This window comes from Ruegeria sp. (assembly GCF_965221235.1).
In the GTDB taxonomy this organism is placed as follows: Bacteria; Pseudomonadota; Alphaproteobacteria; order Rhodobacterales; family Rhodobacteraceae; genus Ruegeria.
The window spans coordinates 2,449,426-2,464,905 of sequence record NZ_CBDCRS010000004.1 but is presented as its reverse complement, the minus strand read 5'-3'; the positions used below and the strand labels follow the sequence as shown (position 1 = coordinate 2,464,905).

The 15,480-nt window shown below is 58.9% G+C and carries 17 protein-coding genes; 7 read left to right on the top strand and 10 right to left on the bottom strand.

Annotated elements, in window-relative coordinates:
- The 5 genes from ACOQOY_RS15605 to ACOQOY_RS15585 are packed head-to-tail and all read right to left on the bottom strand — an operon-like array spanning window position 1 to window position 4,210.
- A complete protein-coding gene (locus tag ACOQOY_RS15605) occupies window positions 1–408 on the bottom strand; it encodes a PTS sugar transporter subunit IIA (protein WP_420586281.1) in 408 nt (135 codons plus the stop codon).
- Entirely contained in the window at window positions 405–1,298 is an 894-nt protein-coding gene (gene rapZ / locus ACOQOY_RS15600) for an RNase adapter RapZ (protein ID WP_420586280.1), read from the bottom strand. Before rapZ ends, ACOQOY_RS15605 begins: the two co-directional genes overlap by 4 nt.
- Window positions 1,283–1,753, bottom strand: coding sequence for an HPr kinase/phosphorylase (locus ACOQOY_RS15595; protein WP_420586279.1), 471 nt, complete (start codon window positions 1,751–1,753; stop codon window positions 1,283–1,285). The genes rapZ and ACOQOY_RS15595 overlap by 16 nt, the downstream gene beginning before the upstream one ends.
- 4 nt (window positions 1,754–1,757) lie before the next feature.
- A complete protein-coding gene (locus tag ACOQOY_RS15590; protein WP_420586278.1) occupies window positions 1,758–3,473 on the bottom strand; it encodes a sensor histidine kinase in 1,716 nt (571 codons plus the stop codon).
- A 32-nt stretch (window positions 3,474–3,505) separates the two neighbouring features.
- Entirely contained in the window at window positions 3,506–4,210 is a 705-nt protein-coding gene (locus ACOQOY_RS15585) for a response regulator transcription factor (RefSeq protein ID WP_420586277.1), read from the bottom strand.
- 345 nt (window positions 4,211–4,555) lie between these two features.
- Here ACOQOY_RS15585 and ACOQOY_RS15580 point away from each other — a divergent pair, with 345 nt between their 5' ends.
- The 3 genes from ACOQOY_RS15580 to ACOQOY_RS15570 all read left to right on the top strand — a co-directional run bounded on the left by ACOQOY_RS15580 (window position 4,556) and on the right by ACOQOY_RS15570 (window position 7,383).
- Window positions 4,556–6,154, top strand: a complete 1,599-nt coding sequence (locus tag ACOQOY_RS15580) for a phosphoenolpyruvate carboxykinase (protein WP_420586276.1) — start codon at window positions 4,556–4,558, stop codon at window positions 6,152–6,154.
- 362 nt (window positions 6,155–6,516) lie between these two features.
- Window positions 6,517–6,807, top strand: a complete 291-nt coding sequence (locus tag ACOQOY_RS15575) for a hypothetical protein (protein ID WP_170764026.1) — start codon at window positions 6,517–6,519, stop codon at window positions 6,805–6,807.
- 111 nt (window positions 6,808–6,918) lie between these two features.
- Window positions 6,919–7,383, top strand: coding sequence for a hypothetical protein (locus ACOQOY_RS15570; protein WP_420586275.1), 465 nt, complete (start codon window positions 6,919–6,921; stop codon window positions 7,381–7,383).
- Here ACOQOY_RS15570 and ACOQOY_RS15565 read toward each other — a convergent pair.
- Window positions 7,380–8,144, bottom strand: a complete 765-nt coding sequence (locus ACOQOY_RS15565; protein WP_420586274.1) for a sulfite exporter TauE/SafE family protein — start codon at window positions 8,142–8,144, stop codon at window positions 7,380–7,382. The two genes, ACOQOY_RS15570 and ACOQOY_RS15565, sit on opposite strands and share 4 nt — an antisense overlap.
- A gap of 145 nt (window positions 8,145–8,289) precedes the next feature.
- On the opposite strand from ACOQOY_RS15565, the gene ACOQOY_RS15560 reads away from it, so the two are divergent.
- The 3 genes from ACOQOY_RS15560 (at window position 8,290) to ACOQOY_RS15550 (ending at window position 11,154) form a co-directional block, all read left to right on the top strand.
- Window positions 8,290–9,981: an acyl-CoA dehydrogenase family protein gene (locus ACOQOY_RS15560; RefSeq protein WP_420586273.1), complete on the top strand. Its 1,692-nt coding sequence runs from the start codon at window positions 8,290–8,292 to the stop codon at window positions 9,979–9,981.
- Window positions 9,982–10,168: 187 nt separating this feature from the next.
- A complete protein-coding gene (locus ACOQOY_RS15555) occupies window positions 10,169–10,720 on the top strand; it encodes a hypothetical protein (protein WP_420586272.1) in 552 nt (183 codons plus the stop codon).
- 41 nt (window positions 10,721–10,761) lie between these two features.
- Entirely contained in the window at window positions 10,762–11,154 is a 393-nt protein-coding gene (locus tag ACOQOY_RS15550; protein WP_420586271.1) for an META domain-containing protein, read from the top strand.
- Here the strand turns inward: ACOQOY_RS15550 and recO are convergent.
- The 4 genes from recO to era form a co-directional block, all read right to left on the bottom strand.
- Complete coding sequence (gene recO, locus ACOQOY_RS15545; RefSeq protein ID WP_420587253.1) at window positions 11,138–11,863, bottom strand: DNA repair protein RecO; 726 nt, start codon at window positions 11,861–11,863, stop codon at window positions 11,138–11,140. The two genes, ACOQOY_RS15550 and recO, sit on opposite strands and share 17 nt — an antisense overlap.
- 47 nt (window positions 11,864–11,910) lie before the next feature.
- Complete coding sequence (locus ACOQOY_RS15540) at window positions 11,911–12,498, bottom strand: YrbL family protein (protein ID WP_420586270.1); 588 nt, start codon at window positions 12,496–12,498, stop codon at window positions 11,911–11,913.
- Window positions 12,499–12,572: 74 nt separating this feature from the next.
- Window positions 12,573–12,902, bottom strand: a complete 330-nt coding sequence (locus ACOQOY_RS15535; RefSeq protein ID WP_420586269.1) for a DUF1491 family protein — start codon at window positions 12,900–12,902, stop codon at window positions 12,573–12,575.
- Window positions 12,903–12,957: 55 nt separating this feature from the next.
- A complete protein-coding gene (gene era / locus ACOQOY_RS15530) occupies window positions 12,958–13,866 on the bottom strand; it encodes a GTPase Era (RefSeq protein WP_420586268.1) in 909 nt (302 codons plus the stop codon).
- A 157-nt stretch (window positions 13,867–14,023) separates the two neighbouring features.
- Between era and ACOQOY_RS15525 the strand changes: the two genes are divergently transcribed.
- The gene (locus ACOQOY_RS15525) at window positions 14,024–15,400 is read left to right on the top strand and encodes a multicopper oxidase family protein (protein WP_420586267.1); all 1,377 of its coding nucleotides are present in this window, start codon (window positions 14,024–14,026) and stop codon (window positions 15,398–15,400) included.
- Window positions 15,401–15,480 lie beyond the last annotated feature (80 nt).

The window sequence follows — 15,480 nt, the reverse complement described above, 5'->3', positions numbered from 1 at the left end:
TTAATCAGTCCGATCTTCTTCCAACGTCACATTTTGCGCATTGATATATTTACGTCCAGCCTCCATCGCCTGCCGCACGGCATCACCGATTGGCAGGTGGCGGGATTTGGCCAATTTAATCAACATAGGCAGATTTGCACCGTAAAGGATACGCCGATCCTGTGGCGCACAGGCGCGCAGACTCAGATTCGATGGACTACCGCCGAACAGATCGGTCACGACAACGACACCGTCCCCGACATCGACACTGTCCGCAGCTGCACAGATTTCGCCTTGTTTGGCTTCACGATCATGGTCCGCCTCGATCGAGATCGCGGCCAGACCCGGTTGCTTACCGACGACATGCTGCATGGCGGCCAGATATTCCTTGGCCAACCCCCCATGTGCAACGAGTACAATCCCGATCAATCCGGCCTCACATTCAACGATCGACGTTCCATTTCGCGGTGCCTAATTGCCACTTGCTGCCCCTCCTCTGCAAGGGCCTTTGCAACTGCCTCGGCCATTGAGACCGATCTGTGTTGCCCTCCGGTACAGCCAAAGGCCACCGAGAGGTGCGCTTTGCCTTCGGCCCGAAAGCTGGGCAGCAAGAGTTTCAGCAGATCGACCACCCGGTCGAAAAACGGTGCATAGTTTGTATCCGACTGAACATAGCGCGCCACTTCAGGGTTTCGACCATCTTCTGCGCGCAGCTCCGGCTGCCAATAGGGATTGGCAAGAAACCGACAGTCGAACACCATGTCCAGGCCGCGCGGAAGCCCGCGTTTATACGAGAACGATTCGATGGAAACCGCTAGATGCCGTCCGCCCTGTGGCGCGAACCAACGCTCAACCTCCTCCCGCAACTGGTGAATGTTCAGCGGGCTGGTGTCGATAAGGGTGTCGGCAATCTCTCGTATCGGGGCCAACAGCTCTTTTTCCTGTCGTACACCGGTTTCGGGGCCCGCCTCAGCAGCCACCGGGTGCCGCCTGCGGGTTTCCGAGAACCGCCGTAGCAGTACCTCATCACTGCAATCCAGATAGAGCGTCGTCAGGTCGACCTGCTCCATCCGGCGCAGGCGCACTGCAAGTTCTATAAACCCGATGGTCGAAAAATCACGGTTGCGCGCATCGATTCCCAGCGCCATCGGGCGGTCGCTTTGCGGCCCGTCCAAAAGGCGCATCAGAAGGCCCATCGGCAGGTTATCAATGGCCTCAAAGCCAAGGTCTTCGAGCACACGGATTGCTGTAGACCGCCCCGCACCCGAAGGGCCGGTGACCAGAACGATACGCCGTTGCGGTTTCAGTTGCTGGGCCATTCCGTATCTACACGTCCCGATTTCAGAAGTTGCATCAAAGCTGCCGCCAAATTGGGGACGCCGCCGCCCCGAAGCAAGGGAACAGTTTGCCTCAGTACCACGGTTGTGAGCGGTTCGGGCAATCGGGCCGGTTCGGTTTGGTCCAAATCCACAACATAGGTGATAGGGGAAGGTCCAGCTGCCATGGCCTTCAGTAGCCCGATGCCGCGTGCTTCGATCAAGCCGGCAATGTTCGGGGCCGCATCGGCCTGCGCCCTGCCCTCTACCATGCATAGCGCGACGCGGTCATCCGCGACCAAACCCGCCCCCAGCGCCATCATCTGCAAGGCCAGCCCAGATTTCCCCGCACCCGATTTCCCCACGATCAACAGGCCGCACCCTGCGACGCAAACGCAGCTGGCATGGAGAATGGCCTTGTCCTGATCTTGTATGTTTGCAAGCGCCGAACCCAGCATGCGCTTAAACGGGCAGCCCCACGACAAACCGCGCGCCCTGCGGGTCCGAGGTAATATCTGCCTCGGTCGGGCGGATGTTCTCGGCCCAGATCACCCCGCCATGGGCCTCAACGATCTGCTTGGAAATCGCAAGGCCAAGGCCCGAGTTATTGCCAAAATGCTCTTCCGGGCGTTGCGAGTAGAAGCGTTTGAAGACCTTGGTAAGCGCCTGTTCAGGGATGCCCGGGCCAGTATCCTCGACCACGATCAGCACCCGGTTTTCGCGCCGACGCACCCAGACGCGGATGGCGTCGCTATCTTCGCAGAACGAGATGGCATTGGTGATCAGATTGACGAAGACCTGCGCCAGACGCGCCTCAAGCCCGTTGATCACGATCGGATCGGGCGGCAGGTCCGTGATATAGTCGATGCCCTTGGACCGCGCATCTTCGCCAAGATACTGTCCGATATTGCCCAAGAGATTGAGCAGGTCGAAGGGCTGCTCTTCTTCCTTGACCAACTCAGCATCCAGACGCGAGGCGTTTGAGATGTCGCTGACCAGACGATCCAGCCGCCGCACATCGTGTTCGATCACGCCCAGCAGCTTGTCGCGCTGATCTTCGCGCTTCACCATGCGCAGTGTGCCGACAGCTGACTGTAGGCTGGCCAGTGGATTTTTGATCTCATGCGCCACATCGGCGGCAAACTGTTCGTTGGCATCGATGCGGTTGTAAAGCGCCGTGACCATGCCCCGCAGCGCTCGGCTAAGGCGACCTATCTCATCGGGGCGTGCGCTCAGGTCAGGGATGCGAATACGGCCCGGGTTCACACTTGCTCCGCGGTCTTTGCCCATCTCAGCCGCCGACGCCAGATCGGCCAGCGGATTGGCGATGGTCGAGGCCAGAACAAGGCTCAGGCCAATCGAAACCAACAGCGCGACGACGAACATTTGCAGAATGCGTTCTTGCTCGCGCCGAGCCAGCGCGTCGATCTCACCCGCAGGTCCGGCCATGGCGACGGCACCAACCGGCACACCGGCCTGTAGAATCGGAGCGGCTGCGACAATGACGGTCTGCCCTTGTTCATCCAAGACCGGCTGAACCTGCATCTGACCGTTCAGGGCCTGCGGTATGATATCCTGCACTCGCTGGGCTAATGTCGGCGCATTACCGGGTTCAGACCGCGTGAAAACCGTTGACAGCCCGGTCCAGACGGCGTTCAGCGCATCACTGATCAGGGTGCTGCCGGTCTGAACATCAGCCTCAGAACGGAAAAGGTCGGACATCTGATCAGGCGCAGATGCGCCGCGCGTCCAGCCGATCAGCGTGCCGCCAGTATCATAGACAAACACCTCACCGCCGACGGGCAGGCTCAGCCCCGCAAGGGTATCCTTGACGTCCAGAGCGGCCGTGTCTTGCGGCGAGGATTGGTTTTGGCGCAACTGTGCCTCGAACACGTTGCTGACTAGCTGCGCATCGCCGACCAGATTGCGCGCGGTCTGCTGGACCTGCTCTTCGCGGGAATCGTCAAGATAAAGTAGCCCGGTGACCAGGATCACAAGGGCGATGAGGTTGAAGGTGATGATCTTGCGGGCCAGAGGCGAGCCGCGCAAGGAAAACAGATTGCGCGTGCGTCGTGACGCGCGCAGTTCGGCGGACTCGGGATCCTGCGGGATGACCCAATCATCCCCCAGAACGACATCACCGTCCCGCAATTCGCTGGCTTGTTCCGTATCGCGCACGAGACCCGATCACCCCTTCAAAGCGGCCACACTTATTCTTCGTTATACCTGTAGCCAATGCCGTACAGGGTCTCGATGGCCGAGAACTCAGGATCTGCCGCACGCATCTTCTTGCGCAGGCGCTTGATATGGCTGTCGATCGTCCGGTCATCCACATAGACCTGATCGTCGTACGCGACATCCATCAACTGATCCCGGCTTTTGACAAAACCCGGACGCTGCGCCAGTGCCTGCAACAACAGGAACTCGGTCACCGTCAAAGAGACATCCGAGCCTTTCCAGCTGACCGCGTGACGCAGCGGATCCATTCGCAGATCGCCCCGCTCCATCACTTTGGTGTCGCCGGTACTGGCAGCTGTGGCATCACCTGTTGTCGCCTCCTGCCGGCGCAACAGCGCGCGGATGCGTTCCACCAAAAGGCGCTGCGAGAACGGCTTTTTCACATAGTCGTCCGCGCCCATCCGCAGACCAAGCACCTCGTCGATCTCATCATCTTTCGAGGTCAGAAAGATCACCGGCATCTGGGTCTTCTGCCGCAGCCGTTGCAGCAAATCCATCCCGTCCATGCGTGGCATCTTGATATCCAGCACGGCCATATCCGGCAGTTTCTTGTTGAATGCGTCGAGGGCTGCCTGCCCGTCATTGTAGGTTTCAACCTCGAATCCCTCGGCTTCGAGAGTCATGGATACGGACGTCAGAATGTTTCTGTCGTCATCCACCAGTGCAATCTTTGACATCGGGATTACCCCTATTCCTGCTCACTCATGCAATATTTCGCTTATTAGTAGGGCATTTTTGTCGTTTTTATGGCCGCGAATCAATCCGTATCTGCGAATCGTGCGATTGTTGTCACATATCTGCGGCAAAAAAGCCGTTAACATCCACCGAAAGCTGCCTTGTTTTCCGACAGGAAATTGCTGGTGGCGCTAAACTTGGACTTGGTTGCGCTAACTGCGCCAAACCGTCCTGTTCATGCCCCAAACGACCGTGATAAGACGCGCCCAGCCGCCGGATTTTCCCGGCACACTGCCCCAAGAGCGCACCGGCCAAACGCCTTCGCGCCGCCACAGGAGAAGACACACATGACATCTGGACGGGTTAACCCGCAATTCCGCCTCGAAGATCAGGGCATCGAGGGTCTGGGCAATGTCTATTACAACTTCATGGAACCGGCGCTGATCGAAGAGGCGCTGAAGCGCGGCGAAGGCACTCTTGGCAACGGCGGCGCGTTTTTGGTCACCACCGGCAAGTTCACCGGCCGTTCGCCTAAGGACAAGCACGTCGTCAAGACCGACAGCGTCGCCGACACCATCTGGTGGGAAAACAACGCCGCCATGAGCCCCGAGGGCTTTGACGCGCTGTACGAAGACATGCTGGCCCACATGAAAGGCCGCGATTACTTTGTGCAGGACCTCGTCGGTGGCGCTGACCCGGCCTACTCGATCAACGTGCGTATGGTCACCGAGCTGGCCTGGCACAACCTGTTCATCCGCCACCTGCTGCGTCGTCCGGACCGTGAGGACCTGAACGAGTTCATCGCAGACTTCACCATCATCAACTGCCCCAGCTTCCAGGCCGACCCGGCCAAACACGGCTGCCGGTCCGAGACGGTGATCGCGCTGAACTTCGACCGCAAGATGATCCTGATCGGCGGTACCGAGTATGCGGGTGAAAACAAGAAGTCCGTCTTCACCCTGCTGAACTACATGCTGCCGGAAAAAGGCGTGATGCCGATGCACTGCTCGGCCAACCACGCGGTCGGCAACCCGGTTGATACCGCTGTGTTCTTTGGCCTGTCGGGCACCGGCAAAACCACCCTGTCCGCCGACCCGGCGCGCACCCTGATCGGTGATGACGAACACGGCTGGTCCGATCGCGGCACCTTCAATTTTGAGGGCGGCTGCTATGCCAAGACGATCAACCTGAACGCCGAGGCCGAGCCGGAAATCTACGCGACCACCAGCAAGTTCGGCACCGTGATCGAGAACATGGTGTTCGATCCCGAGACCAAGGAGCTGGATTTCGACGACGACTCGCTGACTGCGAACATGCGCTGCGCCTACCCGCTCGAGTATATCTCGAACGCGTCCAGCAGCGCTCTGGGCGGCCACCCCAAGAACATCATCATGCTGACCTGTGATGCGTTTGGCGTTCTGCCTCCGATCGCACGGCTGACCCCGGCGCAGGCTATGTATCACTTTCTGTCGGGCTTTACGTCAAAGGTCGCGGGAACCGAGCGTGGCGTGACCGAACCTCAGCCCACCTTCTCGACCTGCTTCGGCGCGCCGTTTATGCCGCGTCGCCCTGAGGCCTATGGCAACCTGCTGCGTGACAAGATCGCCCAGCATGGCGCGACCTGCTGGCTGGTGAACACCGGCTGGACAGGTGGTGCTTATGGCGTAGGAAGCCGGATGCCGATCAAGGCGACCCGCGCATTGCTGACGGCAGCCCTGGACGGTTCGCTGCGCGATGCCGAATTCCGCAAGGACGCCAATTTCGGCTTTGACGTACCGGTTTCCGTACCCGGTGTCGCCGAGGTGCTGTTGGACCCGCGCCGCACTTGGGACGATCAGGCCGCATTCGACAAACAAGCCGAAAAACTGGTGCAGATGTTTGCCGAGAATTTCGAGCAATACCTGCCGTTTATCGACGAAGACATCAAAGCCGTCGCAATCGGCTGACAGGAAAGGGGGCATTTCGCCCCCTTTTCCTTTTGGCGAGACTCACCAATTAGTGATCTTCTCAAAGTTGTATATACGAAAACGTGTATACAAATTCGTTGCCCGGAATGTCCGATTGCGGTATCTCGGGACACTACGGAAATGAAAAAAGCCCGGCGCTTTCGCACCGGGCGGGGATGAAAAAACTTTTGGGCAGCTCTTGCAGACTCTCACACCAGCAAAATGAGCAACCTAATCAAGCAAGTAGTGTAACTAAAAAGGGATTAGTGTCAAGGTGAGACTTACTGAAAAACACTCACACTCAGTTTGTTTCGACGCAACACAGCATTGCGGTCTCTGACACATTAACTGATGGGTAACGTATGACTGAAATCTCGAAACTGACTGAACTACGCAAGCTGATGCAAAGCATGGAGCGCACACTGGGGCTGGAGCAACTCTCTCCGGTTGAGCGCGACATCTATTATGCAGCCGAAGAGCTGTCGAAAGCAGATCAGGAAGTGCGGACATTCGGCCTGATCGAACACACGCTTGTCCAAAGCGTTTCGCGTCCAACCTTTTTCCGCGCCCTGAAGTCGCTGGTGCAAAAAGGGTATCTGTCGCAAAGCGGCAGCGCCAATCGGGGCCGGTATATCGTTCATGCCCCCAAGTGACGCCTTGAACCTGCGCTTTGGTGGCTGATCACTGTGCGCAGGTTCGCCTCTGACACGTTTTTCGCCTCATTGGCCTATGTGGTTGCATCCTACCTTACTTTTGAGGTTCTGATGCCACTTCAAAACGTGTTCTTCCCTGAATATCCCAGCCGCGCCAGCCTGCTTTTTCTGCCCCACGGGGTACGAGTTCTGGCAGCTTGGCTGCTGGGATGGAGGGCGATTTTTGCGCTGCTTCCCGGTGTCTTTTTGGTCTTTGCCTTTTTGGGTGGCAACGACGTGTTCCTGCCCAGCCGATTGATGGCAATCGCCATCGCGGTGACAACGGTGCCTGCGGTGTTTTACCTGTGTAAATGGTTGGGTTGGGACTTGTTCCCTCATCCCGACCGTAAACCCTGCTGGACCTGCATCATGGGGGTCGGGATCGTCACGTCTTTCCTGGTATCGCTTCTTACCAACCTCGCTTTTGGCAGCGCTCGTGTCGAATACGTGGCCTTTCTTATCGGCGACATATCGGGGCTGTTTTTCCTGATGTTGGGTTTGTATTTCGCGCTGCGCTTTATCGACAGCCGCAGTTAACCCATCAGCCCGCGCCTCAGCAGGTTCAATCCTGCAATAAGCAGCACCAGCAGCGTGACTTTGCGGAACAGCGCCTGATCTATCCGGGTCTGCAGTCGCAACCCCAGCCACATCCCCGCCAACGCCGGAGCGACCAGAAACAACGAAAACGGCGCCGTGTCAGCGCGGAAGATACCGGATCCCAGATGCGCCAGCATCAATGCCACTGCCCCAAGACCGTACACCACCCCCTGCACCCGCATCTGTACCGCTTTAGGTGTGTTCAGCGCCGTCAGATAGGCGACGGTAGGCGGCCCCCAGATCCCCGACATTCCGCCGACGAACCCGGCGACGGCACCCACCGCCGCCTCGATACGCGGCGACGGTGCGCTGAGGGTCATCTGGACGCCCAAGACCTGAACCAAAGCGAAGAACGAGACCGGAATGCCGATCATCAGAAGGAAGGTGGACGTAGGTACGGCACTGACAAGCTGCGCTCCGGCCAGCAGAAACAGCAACCCGACGACCAGAAAGACGCGGAATTGCCTGACCGACGAGACAGCCGCCGCAGGCCCCTCGCGCAGGGCCTGCACGCCATTTGTCACCAGCGTTGGCAGGATCAATCCCGCGATTGCCAGATCGGGTGTCAGGAACATGCTCAGCCCCGATACCAGAACCATGGGCATGGCAAAACCGACCATGCCCTTGACCCAGCCCGCCACGAAAGCAACGGCGGCGGCCAGCAACAGGTCCTGCGGTGTGAACAAGGAAAATAACGTCATGCGCTTGTGATAGCACTCTTGCCAGTCGCTGCACCGCAAAATCGTCAAAGCAATTTTTGAACTATTTCACCACGTAATTCGTATTTTTGTTGCGCTGCACGTGCAGCATGATATGACCAGACGACAGCTGAGAAGGACGTGATTCATGGCCCATGACGGACAGGATATGACCCAGATGACGACATCCGCGATTTTGCCCGACCTTCTGACTCTGACCCGCGCGGCTGTGCCAGCGGTAGAGGCGGTGTTTGAACGCGCCCGCGAATCCGTCCGGGACATGGTTACCGAAAACGGTCGGGTTTCAGGCGCGCTGATTGAGGCGCACCAGACCGCAGCCCATGGGCTGGCATGGCTGGCAACTTACAACCAGTCGCTGCAACAGATGCAACGCTGGGCCGACGCGCTGAATGCGGATGGCAAATTTGGTGAGGTCGAACAGCTGCTGCACCAGATCGCCTTTGGTGAATACCTGCATCAGGTCGCCGGTGGCATCCCAATGAACCAGGGAGAAGTCGTGCGCCTGCAGGATATGGGTCTGGGCTGGGATGCGTTGTCCGGCTTCCAATGCGCCGAAGTGCAGACGCTGATGGCGCAGGCGAACTCTCAAGCCGCACGCACCCGGCTGGTTGCGCTGATGGAGGATCAGGCCGGTGCCACCATGTTCGGTGCCTCGGGTCTGGATGAAGAATTGGAGATGATCCGCGACCAGTTCCGCCGCTACGCACAGGAAAAGGTCGAGCCGAACGCCCATGACTGGCACCTGAAAGATGAGCTGATCCCGATCGAGATCATCGAGGAACTGGCCGAGATGGGCGTCTTTGGCCTGACCATTCCCGAAGAATACGGCGGGTTCGGCCTATCCAAAGCGTCGATGTGCGTGGTGTCTGAAGAACTCTCACGCGGGTACATCGGCGTCGGCTCTCTGGGCACACGGTCCGAGATTGCAGCCGAGCTGATTATAGCAGGCGGCACCGACGAACAGAAAGCCAACTGGTTGCCGAAACTGGCCAGCGCCGAGATACTGCCCACCGCTGTCTTCACCGAACCGAACACCGGGTCCGACCTGGGCAGCCTGCGCACCCGCGCGGTGAAGAATGCCGACGGCGATTATGAGATCACCGGTAACAAAACGTGGATCACCCACGCGGCGCGCACCCATGTGATGACGTTGCTGGCCCGCACCAACCCGGACACCACGGACCACCGCGGCCTGTCCATGTTCCTGGCCGAGAAAACCCCCGGCACGGATGAGAACCCTTTACCCACGCCTGGCATGACCGGTGGTGAGATCGAGGTTCTGGGCTATCGCGGCATGAAGGAATACGAACTGGGCTTTGACGGGTTCAAGGTCAAAGGCGAGAACCTTCTGGGCGGCGAAGAGGGCAAAGGCTTTAAACAGCTGATGGAGACCTTCGAGTCCGCCCGCATCCAGACCGCCGCCCGCGCCATCGGCGTGGCGCAAAGCGCGCTGGATATCGCCATGCAATACGCACAGGACCGTAAGCAGTTCGGCAAGTCACTGATCAACTTCCCTCGCGTGTCGGGCAAACTGGCAATGATGGCGGTCGAGATCATGATCGCACGCCAGCTGACTTATTTCTCGGCATGGGAGAAGGATCACGGTCAACGATGCGACCTTGAGGCTGGCATGGCCAAGCTGCTGGGCGCGCGCGTCGCGTGGGCGGCTGCGGATAATGGGCTGCAAATCCATGGCGGCAACGGCTTTGCGTTGGAATACAAGATCAGCCGTGTCCTCTGCGACGCGCGCATTCTGAACATTTTCGAGGGGGCCGCCGAAATTCAGGCACAGGTCATCGCACGGCGTTTGCTGAGCTGACCGATTTCGGCACTCCTGTTTCCCCGACTGACCCGGCCACGCGCCGGGTCATTTTTGTGAGTTGCCAACCAAAGCGCTGCTACTTAGTCGTCAGTACCGATCCGCCGACCCGAAACTTCCCCTTTGAAATGCACTGGAAAGCCGGGTACTGCACCCGACGAGATAGCAGTGGCCGTGGATACTTGGCATGAAACGATTTTTTGCACTTTGGGTAACACTTACAGCCCTTTTCCTAGGCGGCTGCGCCACCAAGCAGCCCACCGCCAGCCAGAACGACGTTGACGCGCTGGCACAGGCAATCCAAGCCCTCGGCCCCGATGTCGACCCTGCTGAGGCGCAAAAAGCGGCTACAATCTCATACTCCTATTCGCAACAACTGGCGCGCGAATGGAACGTCACCGACTCGGCCATCATTCACAACGCGAAGGTCATCAATGGACTTCGCGACTATGGTCTGTGCAATGACTGGGCCGAGCACATGACGAGGCGTTTAAAGCAAGAGAACTTCCAAACGCTGGATCTGCACTGGGCGACGTCTCCGCCAACGGCCTTCCGGATCATCCACCATTCGGCCCTGATCAGCGCCAAGGGCGACTCGATGTATGACGGCATCATTCTGGACCCGTGGCGCAACAGCGGCGCGTTATACTGGGCACCAACCCGCGAAGACACGCGCTATGACTGGCGGCCCAGACTGGAGGTTCGCGAAGAGCTTTTGAACGGAGCCAACCCTTTCTGATACCGGTTCCCGCCGCAACACCAATGGATTAAGGCCGCCACATGATACGTTTGATACTGACCCTGCCCCTGATTGCCTTGTTCCAGTGCGACAAGGACGAAACTGTCGCGGCATACGGAGCCGCGGATCAGGTCTGGGTCTTGCAGGAAATCGACGGTCAGCCGTTTGAAGCCAGCGCCCGGCTGCGCTTTCCCGAGGAAGGTAAGATCGACGGAAATGCCCCCTGCAACAGCTACAACGGCACGCTCAACGCCCCGTATCCTTGGTTCGAAGTTCAAGATCTCGCCGCCACACGCGCCGCCTGCGCCGGGTTAGAGGCTGAGGGTATGTATTTTGCCGCCCTCCTAACCATGACCCAGTCCGAAGTGTCCGGGGATGTGCTGATCCTGCGCAATGATGACGGGCATGAGATGGTATTTACAGCCGCCGAGTGAACTGATCCAAAAACCGCGCCCGCGCCTCGGGCAATGGATGATGGCCCAGAGACAGGGCCAGCCGGTGTTCAAGGAAATAGCCGGTGGTCTGCAAGCCCATCGCGATCTCTGCATCCGGCGCGGTGCCTTCTCCGCGCAGGCAGGGCGGCAAAGGCAACAACTTGTCTGCCCACTCTCCCGCGCCTTCGGCGCTGACGGCTCGCCCGGTTTTGGGCGAGACATAGACCAGCCCGCTGGTCGCCCCCGTCACCGCACAGGCGGACAGGTCGAGGCCGAAGCCAAGTTCCTCAAGCAGCGCCAGTTCCCAGCGCAGATAGGCCAAAGGCCAGATGTCATCCTGCCCCAGCAGGTCCATCAACTGCTCGGTCTGTTTGTAGATCGCCGGATGGGGCTCGCGTTCCGGCAGGCAGAAGGACAGCAACGCCACCACTGCGTTCAACCCGGCCAGTGCCAGTCGCCCCGAAAAGGCCGCAGCTGCGCGGGACCGCAGAGGTTCGACCTGAAAGGTGCCTATATGCTCTTCGAGCCGCGCACGCCAAAGCACGTCCAACTGTGCGCCGGGTTGCAAAATGGGTGCAATCTTGCGACTGGTCCCGCCGCGTACAACACCGGCGTGACGGCCATGGCCCTCCGTAAAAACTTCTATGATCGCTGCCGTCTCGCCATGCCGTCGGGACGTCAAAAGTATACCGTGATCGCGCCAGTCCAACTCTGCATCGTCCTTTGACATGCGCGGAGAAAAAGCCGCGTCATTCCCTACACTAACATGCGCTTGCGACGTCGGGCAGACTGAAGCCGGAAGGCCCGGTCGCTGATCAGAGTCAGCGGCAGCAGAACACGCTCCCCCAGCCCGTCAATGACCACCAGCTTTCCGTCACGCTCCTGCGCGCGAACGATATTCTGGGTGCTGATATCGCCGACGATGATACGACCACGATCGAGATCATCCAGCAGCTCAGCAAGTTCCTGCAACAGCTCAGCGCGCCTTGCGCTGCCCTGCGGCGCTGCTGCGAGTTCCTGCGCCAGTGTCGGCGCCAGCCCGCCACCCGGGGCGGTCATCTTCTCGACTACCAGCGCGGGGCCTTTGGAGGTCACCGCATACCCAAGAAACCCGGCAAGACGCCGGATCTCAGAACACCCACGGTTCATAGCTGCAAGGTATTCATTCGCCTCGCGGCTCCATTGCCGCAAGTTTCCATAGCGGAATTCTGAGTACCGTTTGATCAGCCTGTTCTTGGGCTTGTCAGTTCGGACCTTCAGCAAAGCACCCGGGTTCTGCGGGTGGTTGAAGATGGAATAGTTCTGACTTTTGCGAAGGGGTTCAATGTTGCTCAGATCAATCATGCGCGAACCTTACATATTCAGGAAGGCCGAAAAAAGGTTTGGTATCAATGTATAATCACCTTGTGAGCCGTTGATTACTCCAACCCCTCTTCGCCCAACAAATGCCGCCCTTGCCGATCTTCAACCTCAACCACCCACAGGTCGGGATCAAAGCTGCGCTGCCGCTGGATGACGTCATCAACATCAGCCTCCGGACCAGAGGACAATTCCACCCATTTCCGCTCACCGCTCATCAGGTCAAAGCTGCGCTGAAACGCAATTGCCTGCCCGTCCAGCGTATTCAGCTTGACCAAAACAGCGCCTGCAGTGTCATCGCCATGAACAACGACAAAGGCCGGGATTTCCTGAAACCTTAAACGCGCCAGATAGGCGTGGACCCAGAATTCGGCAGTCAGGCGGCTCATCGCACCACCTTCGGCACCGGCCGAAAGAGTTTTCGACGAAAATTCTTGGCCCGTATCATGCGTTGCCGTCTTTGAAATCCAGACCCATTTCTGAATAGCGCTCGGATTCCTCAAGCCAGTTGGGCCGAACTTTTACTTGCAGGAACAGGTGAATCTTGCGGTCGAGGAACTCTTCCAACTCGGCCCGCGCAGCCTGACTAACTGCCTTGATAGTCTCGCCGCGTTTGCCCAGCACGATGCCCTTGTGGCCGTCACGCATCACATAGATGACCTGATCAATTTTGGCTGAGCCGTCTTTACGCTCTTCCCAGTTCTCGGTCTCGACAGTCAACTGGTAGGGCAGTTCCTGATGCAGGCGCAGAGTCAGCTTCTCGCGCGTCATCTCCGCCGCGATCATGCGCAGCGGCAGATCGGCGATCTGGTCTTCGGGGTAGAGCCACGGGCCTTCGGGCAGTTCCGCAGCCAGCCATTTGCGCAGGTCATCGACACCGTGGCCTTTCTCGGCCGAGATCATAAAGGTTTCTGCAAACGGGTAGCGCGCGTTCAGGTCGCTGGTCAGTGCCAGCAGTTTTTCGGAAGGCACCTTGTCGATTTTGTTAATCGCCAGCGCGATGGTGCGCCCCTGCCCGATCTCTTCCAGACCTTCGAGAATACGCTCAACGCCTTCGGTGATGCCGCGATGGGCTTCGACCATCAGCACAACCACATCGGCATCCGCCGCTCCGCCCCACGCTGCGGCGACCATAGCACGGTCGAGACGGCGGCGCGGTTTGAAAAGGCCGGGCGTGTCGACAAAAACCAGCTGTGCGTCACCCTCCATCGCCACGCCGCGAATACGGGCGCGGGTGGTTTGAACCTTGTGGGTCACGATCGAGACCTTGGCCCCGACCATGCGGTTCAGAAGAGTGGATTTGCCTGCGTTGGGCTCTCCGATCAGAGCGATAAATCCGGCACGAGTGGTCATGTGTGATGCGATCCTGTTTCCAAGTGCGCATCCCTATAGCAGAAAGGGCCTACGGGCCAGAGGGATTTGTCGCATTGCGGCCATGCGTTTGCGGTGACACCATAAGGTCATGCCGCGCCAAATCCAGCCAGGCAGCACTCCAAAGAAGAGACAAGATATGAAGCGTCGTGAGTTCCTTGTGGGCAGCACAGCCGCTGCGGGCGCGTTGGGGCTGGGCGGCCTGAGCCGGGCTTCGGGCGCCGAGGAGTTGGTCATTCAACCGGCCAGCTTCACGCTGCGTGATCGGCCCACGACCGGGATGGTCAGCCTGTCGCCGGATGCGCCGCCGCCTGTTCTCTATGGCCGACAGGGCGAGGTCATGCGCTTGCCGGTGCGCAATACGTTGGGCGACTACACCGCAATGCACTGGCACGGGCTGCGCATTCCGAACGGCATGGATGGGGTTCCATATTTGACCCAGATGCCAATTGGGCCGGATGAGGTCTTTGACTATGAATTCACACCCCCCGACGCAGGCACCTACTGGTATCACCCTCATTGCATGACGATGGAGCAGATGGCCCATGGCCTGACTGGTGTGATGGTGATCGCCGAGGCCGAAGACCCTGGTTTTGACAGCGAGCAAGTGGTCAACCTGCGTGATTTCCGATTGGACGACGACGATCAGTTCCTGCCGGCCTACACGACACGCGGAGCCGCGCGGGCAGGCACATTTGGCAATGTGCAAACCGCCAATTGGCTGGAGGCCCCGACCTATGACCACACCGCAGGAAGTCTGGTGCGGCTGCGCGTTGTCAACACGGACACCACTCGGATCTATCGACTGCACCTTGAAGGGGCAGACGCCCGGATCATCGCCTGGGACGGCCATCCAGTCGAAGATGTAGTGCCGATGCCAAGCGCTACCGAGCCGCTGCTGGTCGGGCCGGGGCAACGGGTGGATTTCGCTATCGCGATGCCTTCGGGGGAAGGTCAAACCGTCGACCTGAAGGCCAAGCTTCCCGGCCAACCCCATCGGGCCATGACACGGCTAAGGGCGGCTGGGGCGTCAGTCGCGCGCGAGTTGCGTGAGTTGCGGCCTCTGCCACAGAACCCGCTGGCCAAACCGAATCTAACCAATGCAGAGCTTCACGAGTTTGTCTTTGGCTGGACCCCCGAAGGAGGAGAACCCGTTAACGGGTTTTGCGGGACACTGGGATATAATTTCTGGTCCATCAACCGAATGCCTTGGCCCGGCGACGCGGCACCGGGTGTGGGGCCACTGGCAGTATTGAAACAGGGCAAAAGCTACGTTCTGCGCCTACGCAATGAATCACCAAATCTGCATCCGATCCATCTGCATGGGCTTGCTTTCCTGCCGTTAAAATCAAACCTGCGCAACTTACCGCAATTGATGACGGATACGATGCTATTGCTGAAGGATGAAGTGGTCGAGATCGCCCTAGTCGCTGATAACCCGGGCGATTGGGCGTTTCATTGCCACGTGATCGAGCATCAAAAGACCGGTTTAACGGGGTTCATTCGCGTGGTCTGAGTTTCGGATTGGCTTCGCCAATCCGACCGGCAAGGGGCCAGCCCCCCTCCCGAGGTATTTTTAGCCAGATGAAGAACATA